The sequence below is a fragment of the Streptomyces blattellae genome (assembly GCF_009709555.1).
GTDB classification, from domain to species: domain Bacteria; phylum Actinomycetota; class Actinomycetes; order Streptomycetales; family Streptomycetaceae; genus Streptomyces; species Streptomyces blattellae.
In genome coordinates, this window is sequence record NZ_WJBG01000119.1 from 17,120 (window position 1) to 33,698 (window position 16,579).

The following is a 16,579-nucleotide window of genomic DNA, read 5'->3' on the forward strand; positions in this document are numbered from 1 at the left end:
CGGCCTGTCAGGCGCTCGCTGGTGTCACCGTGTGGCCGTAGCGCAGGAGGTTCTTCGGGTCGTACGTCGACTTGTCCTGGCGCAGGCGGGTGTAGACCTCCGGGGTCCACGCTCGGGCGCGGTCGGATTCGTTGCCGGGGCGGCCGTGGATGTTGACCATGGAGCGGCCGGTGCCGTAGGGGGCCATGGCGGTGTTGAGGGCTGCCGTCGCTGCTTCCACGGCCTCGGCCGCTTCCGGGGTGGGGACCACGGCGACTGTTTCCAGCAGGTGGCTTGCGTCGCGGGCGCAGATCGCGTCCTCCGTGGCGGCCGGGCGGGCCAACGCGCCGCCCATGTGGCGTAGTTCGACGATCAGGAGAGGGTAGTCGGGGGGCGCTGCCGGGCCGGACCGGGCCAGGAGGGTGTCTACCGCCTCGGGGGGCAGGTCTGCCAGCAGAGCGCACGACTCCCTTGCGGGCAAGGGGTCTTGGGGTTCCGCGTAGATCGAGTCCACGGCGGTGCAGTCGGTGTAGTCCATCTCGTCGACCGTGTCGAAAACGACGGGTGCGGCGGAGCGGACGGGGTCGAGGAGGCGTTGGCCGTCGGCTGGGGCGCCGGTCCAGGTGATGGCGACACGGGCCCAGAAGCGGCCGCGCAGGGGTTCGGGGATCGCCGGGAGCGGGGGGAGGCGGAGGAGGGTGAACGCCGAGCACATCTGGGTGGGGACGGTGGGGGTCCAGTCGGCCCAGGCGCGGAGGAGGGGCTCCGCGTGGTCGCCGGCGCAGTAGATGCCGCCGCCGAGGATGCGGGACAGGGGGATCAGCTCGGTCACGAGTGAGGTGACTACGCCTACGTTGCCCTTGCCGCCGCGCAGGGCCCAGAACAGCTCCGGTTCGTGGGTCGCGTCCGTTTCGCGGAGGGTGCCGTCGGGGGTGACGACCTGGAAGGAGCGGACCAGGTCGGAGGCGTATCCGTAGGTGCGGCCGAGGATCGGGAGGCCGCCGCCGAGGGTGTAGCCGATCACGCCCGCGTCTGTGGAGGAGCCGTTGAGGGCGGCGAGGCCGTAGGGGGCGGCGGCCTCCAGGACGTGGCGCCATTTCGCGCCTGCGGCGATCGTTGCGGTGCGGTCGGAGGCGTTGATGTGTACGTCCGTCATGCGGGACGTGTTGATCAGCAGGCCGTTGTCGATGGGGAAGTTGGCGCCGTGGCCGGTGCCCTGGACGGCTACGGGGGTGTTGGTGGTCGCTGCCCAGCGCATCGCGGCGACTATGTCGCCGGGGGTGGTGGCGCCTACGACCAGGTCCGGGATGTGGCGGGCGGCCAGGTTGAAGCCGGTTACTTCGTCGGCGTAGCCGTCGTCCGTGGGGCGCAGGACCGGGCCGAGGATGTCGGAGAGGGCGAACAGGTCGGGGGTGTCGTGGGGGTGGTGGGTGTGGCGGGCGGTCGTCATCGGGTCCTCCCCGTTGGGGTTCGGGGGGCTTGGTCTCGGGGCTTGCTCGTTCTTTCAGCTTGGACCCGTGGGTCGTGGGGCGCATGCGGGGTGCATTCGGGGTGCCTCCCGGCGGGGCCGCGGGGTCGTGGGGTCGTGGGGCCGCGGGGTCGTGGGGCCGCGGGGTCGTGGGGTCGTGGGGTCGTGGGGCCGTGGGGTCGTGGGGCCGCGGGTTCGTGGGGGCTTGCGTAGCGCTTGCGCAGCGCCTTCGGTTTCGTTGTGGGGCGGGGCCGCGGTGGGGGGCCCGTCTCGACGCCGCGTCGGCAAAGGGGGGTGTGCGTCGGGCGTAGCCTCGTTGCATGACGACGTACGGATCTTTTCCCGGTGCCCGGCCCCGTCGGCTGCGTACCAGCCCTGTCATGCGGCGGATGGTTGCCGAGACCCGGCTGCATCCGGCCGACTTCATCCTGCCCGCGTTCGTGCGGGAAGGCGTGAGTGAGCCGGTCCCGATCGCGGCCATGCCCGGGGTCGTGCAGCACAGCCGGGACAGCCTGAAGAAGGCGGCCGCCGATGCCGTGGCGGCCGGGGTGTCCGGGATCATGCTCTTCGGGGTGCCGGAGGAGTCGAAGAAGGACGCCTTGGGGACGCCGGGGACCGATCCGGACGGGATTCTGCAGGTCGCGATCCGGGATGTGCGGGCCGAGGTCGGCGATGAGTTGCTGGTGATGTCTGATCTGTGTCTGGATGAGACCACCGATCACGGGCACTGCGGGGTGCTTGATGATCAGGGGCGGGTGGACAACGACGCCACGCTTGAGCGGTACGCCGAGATGGCTCAGGTGCAGGCGGATGCCGGGGCGCACGTCCTGGGGGCCAGCGGGATGATGGACGGGCAGGTCGGCGTTGTCCGGGATGCTCTTGATCAGATCGGGCGGGAGGACGTGGCGGTGCTGGCGTACACCGCCAAGTACGCCTCCGCCTTCTACGGGCCCTTCCGGGAGGCGGTCGGCTCGTCATTGCGGGGGGACCGGAAGACGTATCAGCAGGATCCCGCCAATGCGCGGGAGTCGCTACGGGAGCTGGCCCTGGACCTGGAGGAAGGGGCCGACATGGTGATGGTCAAGCCTGCCGGGCCCTATCTCGACATCCTGGCGCGGGTTGCGGATGTGGCGGATGTGCCGGTGGCTGCGTATCAGATCTCCGGTGAGTACTCGATGATCGAGGCCGCCGCCGAGAAGGGGTGGATCGACCGGGACCGGGCGATCCTGGAGACGCTGACCGGGATCAAGCGGGCCGGTGCGCAGAACATCCTTACCTACTGGGCCACCGAAGTCGCCCAGAAGGTGCGGTAGTTGCCGGATTGCCGGATTGGGGGGCCTGGGTGCGGGGGCAGGTGGTTCCTTAGGGTGCGGGCAGGTGCCGTCATCGTTCCCGAGGAGCCGCTACGTGACCGTCGTCGAGCCCGCGCCGTCCACTCCCGCGCCTGTGCCGCCGCTTGCCGGGCGGGCCCGCTCGGTCGGCGGTTCGCCGGTACGGGACATCCTGGCCGTCACCGCGCGGCCCGAGGTGATCAACTTCGCGGGCGGGCTGCCGGCGCCGGAGCTGTTCGATGTGGAGGGGATTGCGGCGGCCTATCAGGCGGTACTGACGGAGGCGCCCGCGCAGGCGTTGCAGTACTCCACGACCGAGGGTGAGCCGGGTCTGCGGGATGCGCTCGCCGGGCGGATGACGGTGCGCGGGCTGGCCACCGACGCCGACGACGTGCTCGTCACGACCGGCTCGCAGCAGGCGGTGTCCCTGCTGGCGACGGCGCTGCTGGAACCCGGCGACACGGTCGTCGTCGAGAACCCCTGTTATCTGGCGGCGCTGCAGGCCTTCGGCTTCGCGGGCGCACGGGTGGTGGCCGTGCCCGGCGACGGGGACGGCGTGGATCCCGCGGCGCTGGAGGAAGCGGTGGTGCGGGAGCGGCCGAAGCTGCTCTACACCGTGCCCACGTTCCAGAACCCCACCGGCCGCACCATGCCCGCCGAACGCCGGGCCGCCGTCGCGTCCGTCGCCGCCCGGCACGGACTGTGGATCGTCGAGGACGACCCGTACGGCGAGCTGCGCTTCGAGGGTGAGCGGGTGCCGTGGATCGCCGCGTACCCGGGCGCCGAGGACCGTACCGTCCTGCTCGGATCCTTCTCCAAGGTCATGGCGCCCGGACTGCGGCTGGGCTGGCTGAGGGCACCGGCCGCGTTGCGTCGCGCCTGCGCCGTCGCCAAGCAGGCCGCCGACCTGCACACCCCGACCGTCAACCAGCTCGCCGCGGCACGGTACTTGGCCGACCGGGACCTGGACGCCCACGTGGCCCGCGTCGCCCGCGTCTACGGCGAACGGCGCGACGCCATGCTCGCGGGGCTGGCCGACGCCCTCCCGCCCGGCTCGACCTGGAACCGGCCCGAGGGCGGCATGTTCCTCTGGGCCCGGCTGCCCGAGTCGTACGACACGACGGCACTGCTGGGGAAGGTGGTGCAGCAGAACGTGGCCTACGTCCCGGGTGCGCCCTTCTACGCCGGTGAGCCGGAGCGGTCGACGCTGCGGCTGTGCTTTGTGACGCAGACGCCGGAGGAGATCCGGGAGGGGCTGAGGAGGATGGGGATGGGGGTGGGGGTGGGGGTGGGGGTGGGGGGCGCGGGCTGTGACGCTTCAGGGGCGGGGCTCTAGTCCCACCAGAAGTGCCAGGCCGGCTGGTTGAGGAGGCGGTGCTCGGCGTAGGCGCGCAGGGTGGTGTCGCTGCTCTGCCAGATGTTGTCCGGGCAGAACGCGAAGTGCTCGGCGGCGAGTGCCTCGGCGTCGGTCTGGGTCGAGGGCGGGGCCGCGACGGAGACGAGCAGGTGGTCGAAGCCGAGCGCCACGACCCGTATGCCGAAGCGGTCCTCCCAGGAGCGGAGTACGGCGCACAGACGGGCCACGTCGTTCTCATGGTTCGCCGGGCCCGACCAGCCGATCGCCGCCGGTATGTCCGCACTGCGGCGCGCGGGGACCAGGGCGAGGTGCGGGTCCTTGAACGGCCCGCCGCCCGCCAGGAGCAGCGAGTCCGCGATCTCGGCGGCGGTGGAGTCGGGGTCGGGGGTGGGAGCGGACGGGTCGGGGGAGTCGGCTGAGGGGTACGGGGCTTCGGCCAGGCCGGGCCATTCCTCGCCGTCCTCGCCCTCGCAGTCCTCCCAGAGTTCCTCCAGTACCTCGTCCGCGTCGTGGTCGCCCGGATACGACGCCTCTCCCGGCATCAGCTCCCAGTCCTCCGGGCCGCTTTGACTCCCGCCGGTCTCTATCAGCACCGGCAGCAGCCCGGTCCGCGCGGCCGGTGCGCCGAGTTTCGTCCAGACGCCCACCGACGCGGGCGTCTCGGCATGCCACAACAACGGTTCGTGCCAAGGGCCTTCGTCGGTCGCGTCGATCAGTCGCCCCGGCGGAAGCGTGAGCCCGAGCGCACGACCGCTCGGATCGGCCGTGAGCGTGGGCAGCGGGTTGGGAAGTGTCGCCATGCCACCGAACTGTAGGGCCGACCACTGACAATGCCGGTCAACCGGTGATCACGCTCAGCGGACAGCGAACGCCGTGAACGCGGCTTGGGCCTCGGGGGATGCGGTGAAGGTGGGGCCGCTTTCCTCGGGGTTCTTGGAGTCGCGCCGCACGGCGTTTCGTGGCCGGGGCTCTCGCCGGGTGGGGGCTTGCCGGAAGCCCGCGCGTCGGCGACGTACTGCTGTGCGTGCGCGAGCTGGTGACGAACGCGTTGATGCACGGCGTGCCGCCCGGGCGGCAGTTGCGGCTGCTTCTGCGGTACGACCGGCGGGCGCTGGGGATCGAGGTGCACGACAGCGGGGGCGGTGTGCCCCGTGTGGTGGAGCAGCGGGACGAGGGCGGGCGGGGGTTGTTGCACGTCGCCGTGTCGAGTGACGGGTGGGGGGTGCGGGAAAGGGAGTTGGGGAAAGTGGTGTGGTGTGAGGTCGTCTGCGCCGCGACGGGGTGCGATGCCGATACCGTGTCGGCCGACGGGGCGACACACAGGGGGACGGGATGGCTGACGGGCCCGTACTCGCGCGGCTGCACTTCGGGCGTGAGGATGCCGAGCGGGATGTGACCGAGGGGCTGTTGCTGCGCGGGGGGTTTCTGCCCAATGCCGCGTACCGTGCCGCGTTGAGCGGGCGGAAGATGCTGATCATCGGGCGCAAGGGGTCCGGTAAGAGCGCCATCTGCATGCAGTTGTCGGCGGACGGCGGGCAGCATGCCGGGACCGTGCTGGTCACGCCCGACGAGACCGCCGGTGAGGAGATCCGGCGGTTCGAGTTGCAGGGGCTGCCGGGGGACTCGGCGAAGGCGTTGATCTGGCGGTATGTGTTCGCCGTACATGCCGCTCGCCACCTGGTGACGCACGCCAAGGACGCGCACCGGCGCAAGCCCGACTCGGTGAAGGCGCTGGCGCGGTTTCTGAAGCAGAACGGCGAGTCGGCGGGCGGACGGCTCGGGGACCGGCTCGCGCAGGGGGCACGGGGACTGCAGACCTCGCTGTCCCTGGAGGCGTTCGGGGTCAGGGCGGGGCTGGACCTCGCGCAGGCGCAGGCCCCGTCGGAGGGGGCGCAGGCCGCCCGGCAGCTGGAGGTCGTCGAGCAGGGCGTGGCCGGGGCCTTCGCCGATCTCGGCTGTGCCGGTGGGCACGGGCCGCTGCTGGTCATGGTCGATCAGCTGGAGCAGGTGTGGTCGGCCGAGGCGGACAGCAACTCGATGGTGATCGGGCTGCTGCTGGCCGCGAAGCACGCTGTGAGTCTCTACGGCGGTGCCGTGCGGTTCCTGCTGTTCCTGCGCGCGGACATCTATGACTCGCTGTCGTTCGGGGAGGGCGACAAGTTCCGCGGGGACGAGCTGCGGATCACGTGGACCGAGCAGGCCTTGCGGGATCTCGCGCTGGCCCGGGCGCGGGCTTCCGCCGGGGCGGAGATGACGGCCGAGCGGTTGTGGGCGGAGCTGTTTCCGGCGGCGGTGGAGGGGGAGGAGACCGCGAGCTATCTGTTCCGGCGGTGTCTGCCCCGGCCGCGGGACGCCATCCAGTTCCTCAACCTCTGCCAGGAGACGGCCTGGTTGATCCATGGGCGGGAGCGGATCACGGAGGCGGATGTTCTGCAGGCGGGGCGGCAGTTCTCCGACTGGAAGCTGAAGGATCTGGCGCTGGAGTATCTGGTCGCGCATCCCTTCCTGAAGCATCTGTTTCCGCTCTTCCAGAACACGGGGTATGTGGTGACCCGTGCTGTCCTCGGCAGTCGTTTCGACGCGGCGGCCGAGTCACTGCACCGGCTGTTCCCGGCCTACACCGACGTGCTGACCCTCCCCGGCGTCATCGACGTCCTCTACGCCGTCGGCTTCCTCGGGGTCCGCCGCGGCAACGACGTGGTGTTCGCCGGGGGTGACGACCTGCCCGTGCAGGCCCACGAGACGGAGTTCCACGTCCATCCCTGCTTCCGGGCGGCGCTCGGGGCGACCAGCGCGATCGATCTGCGGCACTTCGAGCCTCTCGGCGCGACCACACGGGTCGTCCAGGGCGGCTTCCACCAGTACAACGACACGGGGTTCGCGTCCTATCCCACGCGCGACCACCAGCTGGTGCAGGACCTGAGGCGCTCCTGTCACTCCATCCTCGCCCAGACCAGCAGGGCGGTGAGCCTCGCCCAGGACGCCCGGGACGAGATCACCCGGCAGATCAACCGAGTCCTCGACGAGACCAGCATCCTGCTGTCGGGCACCGCGTCGAGCTTCGACCTGGAGGACCGGCTCCTGGTCACCACCCACTACTTCGACACCCTTGCCGCGCAACTGCTCGCCAGCGGGCTGGACGGCACCACCGGCGCGGGCGATGTCGTACGCCGTATCGAGGAGGAGGCGCGGCGGATGCGCCGGCGGCTGGGTGGATCGTACGGAAGCTCGGGCAGCTCCGCGGGGAGCTGAGCCACCATCGAAAACGGTGAGCGGCGGGAACGCGGCGTGGGAGGTCACAGGTGCGGGGCGTACTGCTCGCCGGGCGGTTTCGGATCGGCGAGCTGCTGGGCGCGGGCGGCATGGGGCAGGTCTGGAGGGCTCTGGACGAGCGGATGCGGCGGGATGTCGCGGTCAAGGTCGTGCATCCGCAGTACGGGATGGATGAGGCGGAGACGCAGGCCCGGTTCCAGCGCGAGGTGCAGCTGGCGGGGCGGCTGTCCCACCAGAACATCGTCACCGTGCACGACTGGGGTGAGGTGGCGGTCGACGGCCGGCGAACGCTGTTCCTGGTGATGGAGCTGGTGCACGGGGTGCCCCTGCACCGGCGGTTCAAGGATTCCACGCCGGCCTGGCCGCGTGCCGTCGGGTGGAGCGCACAGATCGCCGAGGCCCTGCACGCCGCGCACAGCCAGGGCGTCGTCCATCGGGACATCAAGCCCGCGAACGTGCTCCTCACTCCCTCGGGGACGGTCAAGGTCCTCGACTTCGGGGTCGCGAAGTTCATGGGCGAGACGATCGGGGCGCGTGCGCTCACGGTCACCGGGGTGCCGTTGGGGTCGCCGCCCTACATGTCTCCGGAGCAGGCGGATGGTGACCGGGACATCGATCACCGCAGTGACCTGTATTCGCTGGGGTGCCTGCTGTATCACGCGGTGACGGGGAGGCCGCCGTTCACGGGGTCCAGCCAGTGGGCGGTACTGCGCAAGCAGATGGAGGCGACTCCGGCGCCGCCGGGGTCGTATGCGGAGGGGCTTCCGCCTCCTTTGAACGACCTCGTCCTCAGCCTCCTCGCCAAACGACCGGAGGACCGGCCGGACGATGCGGGGGCCGTTCACGAGGCCCTGGTCACGATGCTGGTCGACCACGCGCTGACCTCGTCCGGCGATGACGTCCTGGACCTCGCCCAGCTGGGGCACGGCGGCTCTCTCTTCGAGCGCCATCTGCGGGAGGCGCGGGCGAGGGCGAACATGTTCCTGGAGGAGACGGTCGCGGAGGCCGCTGCCCGGCGGCAGCGTCTGAAGGAAGAACTGGCGGAGCGGCGGAAGGCCGTCGAGGCGGAAATCGGCGAGAACGTGGCCTGGGCCGAGCAACTCCGCGCTCGCACCGAACAGCAGGCCAGACGTCTCCTGGAGGAGAGGCGGGCCGAGGCGGAGCAGGCTCTGGCGGCTGCCCGTGCGGAGGCCGAAGAGATCCTGAGTCGGGCCCGCACCGACGCGGAGCTGATGCTGAAGGTGGCGTCCATGCGGGCCGAAGAGGCCACCGACCATGCCGGGAAACCGGGGACGCCTACCCGGCCTCGGACCGAATACAGCCCTGAGCTGGAGGCACTCAGGGCGCGGGCTGCTTCGATCGGGGCGCGGGCTGACTCGATTCTGCCGCCGGGTTCCCGCTTCCAGCTGGTGCGGCGGGGTTACGACCCCGGGCAGGTGGACGACCACATCCGCGATCTCAGGGGGAGCCGGATCAGGCGTCGGACTGAACTCACCGCGCTGGAGGACGAGTTCATCGAGCGAAAGCTCATTTCGCAGCCCCTGGCAAGCTTGTCCGAAGAGGAACGGGAGGCCGTGCGGCGGACCGCCTACCGCCGGTTGGCCGACATCTTCGCTCCGGGCCTGCAACTCCTCGCAGGCTCGCAGAGCGAAGTCCGGCCCAAGAGTGATGTGCCGCCGTTCGACCTGGTGCGGAAGGGCTATGACCGCAAGCAGGTCGACAGGCACATCGGCGAACTCCGCGACGAGCAGCACCGCTTGATGTACCGGATCATGGAGCTGAGGCGGCTCCTGGGACCGGGGCAGCCCCGGGAGCCGGATCAGCACTGATCACATTCTTGGTCAGACCTGGTCAGAGCCGCGCGGGCGTCCTGATCCCCAGCAGGGCCATGCCCTGGTGCAGCGTCCGGGCCGTCAGGTCGCACAGGAACAGGCGGTTCTCGGTCTGGTCCGTGGTGTCGGCCTTCAGGACCGGGCACTGGTCGTAGAACGACGTGTACAGGGACGCCAGCTGGTACAGGTACGCGGCCAGCTTGTGCGGGGCGTACTCCGCCGCCGCCTCGAAGACCGTGTCGCCGAACGCGTCCAGGTGGAGGCCCAGTGCCCGCTCCGCCGGGGCGAGTTCGAGTTCCGGATGGGCGGAGGGCCGTACGGCTCCCGCCTTGCGGAGGATCGACTGGATACGGGCGTACGCGTACTGGAGGTAGACGGACGTGTCGCCGTTCAGCGACACCATCTGGTCCAGGTCGAACTTGTAGTCCCGGTTCGGAGACGTCGACAGGTCCGCGTACTTCACGGCGCCGATGCCGACCTGCGCGGCCCGCTCCTGGATCTCGTCCTCGGTGAGGTCCTGCGCCTTCTCCCGTACGACCTCGGCGGCCCGCTGCACCGCCTCGTCCAGGAGGTCCTCCAGCTTCACCGTCTCGCCCTCACGGGTCTTGAACGGCTTGCCGTCCGCGCCGAGCACCGTGCCGTAGCCCATGTTGTGCGCGGTGACCTCGTCGCCCAGCCAGCCCGCCCGGCGGGCCGTCTCGAAGACCATCTTGAAGTGCAGGGACTGGCGTACGTCCACGACGTAGAGCAGCGTCGTCGCGTGCAGGTCGACGACCCTGTTGCGGATCGCGGTCAGGTCGGAGGCCGCGTAGCCGAAGCCGCCGTCCGCCTTTTGCACGATCAGCGGCACCGGCTGGTCGTCCTTGCCGCGGATGTCGTCGAAGAACACGACGAGCGCGCCCTCGGAGCGCACGGCGACGCCGGACTCCTCCAGCAGCCGCGCCGTCTGAGGCATCAGGTCGTTGTACGCGGACTCGCCGACGATCTCGTCGTCCCGGACCTCCATGTCCAGCTTCTCGAAGACCGAGTAGAAGTAGACCTTCGACTCGTCCACGAACTGCTGCCACAGGTCGAGGGTCTCCTTGTCGCCGGACTGCAGGGCGACGACCCGCTTCCGGGCCCGCTCCTTGAAGCCGTCGTCCGAGTCGAAGACCGCGCGCGAGGCCTTGTAGACCCGGTTCAGGTTGCTCATCGCCTGCTCGCCGTCCACCTCGGACGCCGGGGCCAGCTCGCCCGGGTTCTCGATCAGGTACTGGATGAGCATGCCGAACTGGGTGCCCCAGTCGCCGATGTGGTGCCGGCCGATCGTCTTCTCGCCGGTGAAGTCGAGCATGCCGCGCAGGGCGTCGCCGATGACCGCGGAGCGGAGGTGGCCTACGTGCATCTCCTTGGCCACGTTCGGCTGGGCGTAGTCGATGACGGTGACGCCCGCGCCGTCCTTCCGGGGTACGCCGAGCCGGTCGGGGTCCGCGTAGCGCTGTGCGAGGTTGCCGGTGATCGCCTTGTCCGTGATCGTCACGTTCAGGAAGCCGGGGCCGGAGACCTCGATGTCCTTGATCACGTCGCCGGTGGTGATCCGGGAGACGACCTGCGCCGCCAGCTCCCTCGGGTTCGCCTTCGCCTTCTTCGCGAGCGCCAGGATTCCGTTGGCCTGGAAGTCGGCCCGGTCGCTGCGTCGCAGCAAGGCGTCTCCGACGGTTCCCGGCAGGGCGGCCGTGAGAGCGTCGGAGAGCTGTGCGTTGACGTTGGCAGTGATGGACGTGACCGGGGCCATGGGTATGGGCTGCCGTTCTGGTCGGGGCTGGGTTGAAAGTCCTAGCCAGTATCCCACGGGGCCGCAAAGGGGTTTTCCGGCTTCGTGCCCGGGTGCCGGGCCGGTGGGGGCCGGTGGGGGCTTGTCGCTCCCCCAAGTTCTCGGCTTCGCTCGAACCCGGGGGACCCCCATCGCGGCGGAGCCGCAGATCGATACAGCCCCGCGCCCCAAGAAGGCGGCTGCGCCGCCTGTCGGGGCGCTGGTGAAAAGGCGTTTTCGCCGTTGCCGCCCCAGCTGGGACAATGAGGGCGTCAGCCGTTGACGGTACGGCTGCCCTGGAGAAAGAAGGACGTGCCGATCGTGGCTCAGAGCACCGAGACCACCGACTGGGTCTCCCGTTTCGCGGATGAGGTCATCGAGGAGTCGGAGCGTCGGGCCCCGGGCGAAGCGACATCACTCGCTACCGCTCCGGTCCTCGTCGTCGCGTCCGGGCTGTCACCGTCCGGGCCCATCCACCTCGGGAACCTGCGCGAGGTCATGACCCCGCATCTCGTCGCCGACGAGATCCGGCGGCGGGGCCGTCAGGTCCGGCACCTGATCTCCTGGGACGACTACGACCGGTACCGGAAGGTGCCGGCGGGCGTCGCCGGGGTCGACGAGTCGTGGGCCGAGCACATCGGCAAGCCGCTGACCTCCGTCCCCGCCCCCAAGGGCTCCGCCCACCCCAACTGGGCCGAGCACTTCAAGGCCGCGATGATCGAGTCGCTGGCCGAACTGGGCGTGGAGTTCGACGGGATCAGCCAGACCGCGCAGTACACCTCCGGGGTGTACCGGGAGCAGATCCTGCACGCGATGCGGCACCGCGGCGACATCGACGCGATCCTCGACCAGTACCGGACCAAGAAGGCCCCCGCCAAGAAGCAGCAGTCGCAGAAGCCGGTCGACGAGGCCGAGCTGGAGGCCGCCGAAGGGTCGGGCGCCGCCGCCGAGGACGACGGCTCCTCCGGCTCGGCCGGGTACTTCCCGTACAAGCCCTACTGCGGCAACTGCGAGAAGGACCTCACCACCGTCACTTCCTACGACGACGACACCACCGAGCTGTCGTACACCTGCGACGCCTGCGGTTTCGCCGAGACCGTGCGGCTGAGCGAGTACAACCGCGGCAAGCTGGTCTGGAAGGTCGACTGGCCCATGCGGTGGGCGTATGAGGGGGTCGTCTTCGAGCCCTCCGGTGTCGATCACTCGTCGCCGGGATCGAGCTTCCAGGTCGGCGGCCAGATCGTCGGGATCTTCGGCGGCAAGCAGCCCATCGGGCCGATGTACGCGTTCGTGGGCATCAGCGGCATGGCGAAGATGTCCTCGTCGCGGGGTGGGGTGCCGACTCCCGCCGATGCCCTGAAGATCATGGAGCCGCAGCTTCTGCGCTGGCTCTACGCCCGGCGCCGCCCAAACCAGTCCTTCAAGATCGCCTTCGACCAGGAGATCCAGCGGCTCTACGACGAGTGGGACAAGCTGGACGCGAAGGTGGCCGACGCCTCCGCGCTGCCCGGCGACGTCGCCGCGCACTCGCGTGCCGTGCGGACCGCCGGCGGTGAGCTGCCGCGTACGCCGCGGCCGATGCCGTACCGGACCCTCGCGTCCGTCGCCGACGTCACCGCCGGGCACGAGGACCAGGCGCTGCGGATCCTCTCCGAACTGGATCCGGAGCAGCCGCTCGGGTCGCTGGAGGAGGTGCGGCCCCGGTTCGACAAGGCCGAGGCCTGGATCAACACGCACGTCCCCGCCGACCAGCGCACCATCGTGCGCGAGGAGCCCGACGCCGAACTGCTGAAGTCGCTCGACGAGGCGTCCCAGCAGTCGCTGCGGCTGCTGCTGGACGGGCTGGAGTCGCACTGGTCGCTCGACGGGCTGACCCACCTCGTCTACGGCGTGCCCAAGGTGCAGGCCGGGTTCCCCGCCGATGCCACGCCCAAGGAACTGCCGGCCGAGATCAAGATTGCGCAGCGGACGTTCTTCGCCCTGCTTTACCACCTGCTGGTGGGGCGGGACACGGGGCCGCGGCTGCCCACGCTGCTGCTGGCGGTGGGGCAGGATCGGGTGCGGGCCCTGCTCGGGGAGTAGTTCTGTTCTCTGCTGTCTACGCGATGTGGTCCTCCTCCAGTTCCGCGTTGAAGCGGTTGGAGAAGCGGTTGACCATGCGGTTCGCCTCCTGGTGCTGGAGAGAGGTGCCGTACGTCGCCTCCACGCTGTCGATGAACTCGCGGGGCGTGGGCAGGCTGCCGTTTATCGACTGGCGGAAGACGAGGTAGTAGTCCTCCTCGGTCGGGTCCGGGGCGGAGGTGCCGCCGCCCTCGCCCAGTTCACGGGTGCGGCCCGGGCTCACCGGGATGGGGAAGCTGCCGGTTTCCTCCATCGACGGTTCGGGGAGGGGCGGTTCGCCGTACCGCGGTTCGTCGTATCCCGGTTCGTCGTATCCCGGTTCGTCGTGTCGCGGTTGCTCGTGTCGCGGTTGCTCGTGTCGCGGTTGCTCGTGTCGCTGTTCCTTCTGGAACTGCTCCGCCTGCTGCTGCTCCGCGTACCACTGGGCGTAGGCCGCGTCCGGGTCGTAGGTCGGGTCGTAGCCGCCGTGGTACTCGATGGACTGGGGGTCCCGGGCGTGTAGCCAGGGGTTCTGGTCCAGGGCCGGAGCGTTGTTCGGTTGCTCCGCGTTCCGGTTGCCGGCCAGCTCCAGGCGCTGCTCGCTGGGAGGTGCCGCTTTCTGTGGGACGGGCGCCGCCCCAGCGGCACGACTGCCCGCAGCAGCAGCAGCAGCGGCGGCGGCGGGTGTCGCGTCGGTCAGCGCCGGCTCTATCCCCGCCGCCGCCAAGCCCGCCGGAGCCGTATCTGCCAGAGGCACCCCGTACTTCGCCAGGCGCAGTGGCATCAGGGATTCCACCGGGGCCTTGCGACGCCAGCCGCGGCCGAAGCGGGAGCGGAGGCGGGCCTGGTAGACGAGGCGTTCCTGTTCGAGCTTGATGACCTGGTCGTAGGAGCGGAGCTCCCAGAGCTTCATACGGCGCCAGAGGAGGAACGTGGGCACGGGGGAGAGGAGCCAGCGCGTCATGCGGACCCCCTCCATGTGCTTGTCCGCCGTGATGTCCGCTATGCGGCCGATCGCATGGCGGGCGGCCTCGACCGACACCACGAACAGGACCGGGATCACCGCGTGCATGCCCACGCCCAGCGGGTCCGGCCAGGCCGCGGCGCCGTTGAAGGCGATCGTGGCGATCGTCAGCAGCCACGCCGTCTGGCGGAGGAGCGGGAAGGGTATTCGAATCCAGGTGAGGAGCAGATCCAGGGCGAGGAGGACGCAGATACCCGCGTCGATGCCGATCGGGAAGACGTAACTGAAGTCCCCGAAGCCCTTGTCGAGGGCCAGTTCGCGGACCGCGGCATACGAACCCGCGAAGCCGATACCGGCGATGATGACGGCACCGAAGACGACTACGCCGATCAGAACCCGGTGCATCCGTGTCAGCTGCAGTGGCGCGGCCACCCGTACTCCCCTCCCCATTCCTGTTGTTGCGCGCAACAGGGTGGCACATGTGAGCGGCTCGCGGGTTGCCGGGACGTCGGAGCCCGGTACCAGAGGGGCACCGGGCTCCGTCAAGTGGCTGCGTTCTGCCCCGAGTTGGGCCCGATGTGAGGGTCAGTTCCCCGTCTCGGACTTGGACGGAGAGGCAGTCTTCGACGCCGACTCCGATGGCGATGCGCTGCTCGCCGCGGAGCCGTTGGCGGACGACACCGCCGCCACGGCCTCCTTCGCCGCCTTCTGGGCGTCCTTCATCAGCTCCGTCGCGTTCGGGGTCTTCTCGCCCGCCAGGCCCGCGCCGTTGTAGTCGAGGGTGACGACGACGTTCTCGACCCGGGCCACGACCGTCTGCTGCTTGAAGGCGCCCTCCTCCTTCTTCAGGTCGTAGCGCACGGCCGTCGCCGCGTCGCCCGAACCCGCGACCGGCTCGGACTTGACGCTCTTCGCGCCCTCCACCGACTGGGCGGCCCGGACCTGCTCGTCGTAGTACTCCTGGGCCAGCTCATCGCCGGCACCGCGCGTGGTGTCCGAGTCGAAGCGGAGCAGGGAGACATTGAGCCAGCGGTACTGCGAGCCCTTCACGCCGTTGTCGTCCAGGCTGTTCCAGGAGCAGCTGCCGCGCGACGCGGCGTCGTCCGAATTGCCCTCCTTGCCGGACACCTTGGCCTTCGGCACCAGATCGCCCAGCGTCTTCTTCGACAGCACGGCACAGGGCTGGGGAAGCGTGGCGTACGCCGCCGCCTGGACGGTCGGGGACGGGCTCGCGGACGCCGACGCGGAGGTCTCGCCGCCCGCGTTGCTGCCCTCGCCTGCGCTGTCGGAGCCGGATCCGGAGTCGGAGTCGGAGGAGCAGCCGGCGGCGATCAGCATCACGGGGACCGCGGCCGCGCACCCGAGGACGCGGCCGAGGCGCTTCCGCCGCTGCTCACGCTGCTCACGCTGGTCACCGTGGTCTCGCTGTGCTCGTCGCTGCATGGTTCCTTCACTCATGACGCTCGTGCTCCTGCCGTCGGATCGGGTCCGGGGACGCTGAGGTTCCTGCGGTCGGATCGGGTCCGAGGGGCCACGGTACGCGGTGAAGGACTTGTGCGTTCCTGGTTCGGCTTCTTTGCAAAGCGGCCGTACGGCGCGCTAATCGGCCAGCGAGTCCGCCAGCTGAGAAGCCAATTCCTGCGCCCTGTCCTGCATTTCCTTGCTGTCCGGCACGAGGCCGATCGTCGTCGGCTGCTCCTCGTACTGGATCGTCACGATGACGTTCGACGTGCGGAACGCCACAGTCACCGTGCGCTGCTGGGCCGTCGAACCGGCGCTGCTCAGCCTGTCGTCGAGGAACGCTTCGTCGCCGAGACCGTCGAGGACGCGGGGCTGGAGGTCGGACGGGGTGGCGGAGGGGGACGCGGAGTCGGACGGTGACACTGGTTCCGATTCCGATTCCGACTGTGATTCCGACTCCGATGGGGTCTCCGTGGCCGTGGCCGTGGCCGTGGGCGTCGGCTCCGGGAGGTCGGCTGCCTCCTCCTTCGTCGAGAACAGCGACTCCGCCTCGCTGTCGTCGCTGACGGTGTTGTCGTACGACACCACCCGCTCGAAGTCGACGAGCAGGTGGTCCGTGGCCTCCGTCGACTCGACCTTCCAGCGGCAGCCGACCTTGCGGTCCGTGTCGAAGGTCTGGGTAGGGGCGCCCGCGTAGGCGTTCTCGCGCTGTTCCTCGTCCGTCAGCTGCCTGATGCCGGGGAGCAGTGAGTCGAGGGTCTCCTGACTCACGGCGCCGCACGGCTCCGGGAGCGTGCGGTAGCGGCCCGGCTGAGCCTCCGGGACAGCGGTGCCCGCGTCGCCGGGGTTGGAGCTGTCCGCGGTGTCACCGCTGTCCGAGCCGCCGGTGCAGCCGGTCAACAGCGCTGCGAGGAGCGCCGCGACGCCGGATACGTACGCCTTCCGCTGCACGGTGAGGATCCTCTCGACGGTGTCTCTGGCCGATATCTTGCCGGTGCCTCTTGCCGGGCCCACCCGGCCGC

The 16,579-nt window shown here is 70.1% G+C and carries 11 protein-coding genes and 1 pseudogene; 6 read left to right on the forward strand and 6 right to left on the reverse strand.

The features are described 5' to 3' along the window. Positions 1 to 7: 7 nt before the first annotated feature. Positions 8 to 1,429 (reverse strand): FAD-binding oxidoreductase, encoded by a 1,422-nt coding sequence (locus GFH49_RS09390; protein WP_155055357.1) that lies wholly within the window; start codon positions 1,427 to 1,429, stop codon positions 8 to 10. A 338-nt stretch (positions 1,430 to 1,767) separates the two neighbouring features. On the opposite strand from GFH49_RS09390, the gene hemB reads away from it, so the two are divergent. Both hemB and GFH49_RS09400 read left to right on the forward strand, forming a co-directional pair. Next, a complete protein-coding gene (hemB, locus tag GFH49_RS09395) occupies positions 1,768 to 2,760 on the forward strand; it encodes a porphobilinogen synthase (protein WP_155055358.1) in 993 nt (330 codons plus the stop codon). Positions 2,761 to 2,854: 94 nt separating this feature from the next. Further along, positions 2,855 to 4,114, forward strand: a complete 1,260-nt coding sequence (locus GFH49_RS09400) for an aminotransferase-like domain-containing protein (protein WP_155055359.1) — start codon at positions 2,855 to 2,857, stop codon at positions 4,112 to 4,114. Here GFH49_RS09400 and GFH49_RS09405 read toward each other — a convergent pair. Further along, positions 4,111 to 4,935 (reverse strand): DUF4253 domain-containing protein, encoded by an 825-nt coding sequence (locus GFH49_RS09405; RefSeq protein ID WP_155055360.1) that lies wholly within the window; start codon positions 4,933 to 4,935, stop codon positions 4,111 to 4,113. The genes GFH49_RS09400 and GFH49_RS09405 overlap by 4 nt on opposite strands. Positions 4,936 to 5,087: 152 nt before the next feature. Here GFH49_RS09405 and GFH49_RS09410 point away from each other — a divergent pair. The 3 genes and pseudogenes from GFH49_RS09410 to GFH49_RS41190 all read left to right on the forward strand — a co-directional run. Next, positions 5,088 to 5,531: pseudogene (locus GFH49_RS09410) on the forward strand (ATP-binding protein); the annotation flags it as partial. Further along, positions 5,468 to 7,387 carry a P-loop ATPase, Sll1717 family gene (locus GFH49_RS09415; protein WP_155055362.1) on the forward strand — a complete coding sequence of 640 codons (1,920 nt, stop codon included), beginning with the start codon at positions 5,468 to 5,470 and terminating at the stop codon, positions 7,385 to 7,387. The pseudogene GFH49_RS09410 and the gene GFH49_RS09415, both read left to right, overlap by 64 nt. Before the next feature lie 50 nt (positions 7,388 to 7,437). Beyond that, entirely contained in the window at positions 7,438 to 9,237 is a 1,800-nt protein-coding gene (locus GFH49_RS41190) for a serine/threonine-protein kinase (RefSeq protein ID WP_155055363.1), read from the forward strand. Positions 9,238 to 9,259: 22 nt separating this feature from the next. Here GFH49_RS41190 and argS read toward each other — a convergent pair whose 3' ends face one another. Further along, positions 9,260 to 11,014 (reverse strand): arginine--tRNA ligase, encoded by a 1,755-nt coding sequence (gene argS / locus GFH49_RS09425; protein WP_155055364.1) that lies wholly within the window; start codon positions 11,012 to 11,014, stop codon positions 9,260 to 9,262. A 330-nt stretch (positions 11,015 to 11,344) separates the two neighbouring features. Here argS and lysS point away from each other — a divergent pair, with 330 nt between their 5' ends. Further along, on the forward strand, positions 11,345 to 13,114 hold the full coding sequence (lysS, locus tag GFH49_RS09430) for a lysine--tRNA ligase (RefSeq protein ID WP_155055365.1): 1,770 nt from the start codon (positions 11,345 to 11,347) through the stop codon (positions 13,112 to 13,114). A gap of 16 nt (positions 13,115 to 13,130) precedes the next feature. Here the strand turns inward: lysS and GFH49_RS09435 are convergent, their stop codons facing one another. The 3 genes from GFH49_RS09435 to GFH49_RS09445 all read right to left on the reverse strand — a co-directional run bounded on the left by GFH49_RS09435 (position 13,131) and on the right by GFH49_RS09445 (position 16,508). Further along, positions 13,131 to 14,528: a DUF2637 domain-containing protein gene (locus GFH49_RS09435; protein ID WP_230396214.1), complete on the reverse strand. Its 1,398-nt coding sequence runs from the start codon at positions 14,526 to 14,528 to the stop codon at positions 13,131 to 13,133. 153 nt (positions 14,529 to 14,681) lie between these two features. Beyond that, complete coding sequence (locus tag GFH49_RS09440; protein WP_155055366.1) at positions 14,682 to 15,554, reverse strand: DUF3558 family protein; 873 nt, start codon at positions 15,552 to 15,554, stop codon at positions 14,682 to 14,684. Positions 15,555 to 15,695: 141 nt separating this feature from the next. Then, positions 15,696 to 16,508: a DUF3558 domain-containing protein gene (locus tag GFH49_RS09445; protein ID WP_155055367.1), complete on the reverse strand. Its 813-nt coding sequence runs from the start codon at positions 16,506 to 16,508 to the stop codon at positions 15,696 to 15,698. Between the last annotated feature and the right edge of the window lie 71 nt (positions 16,509 to 16,579).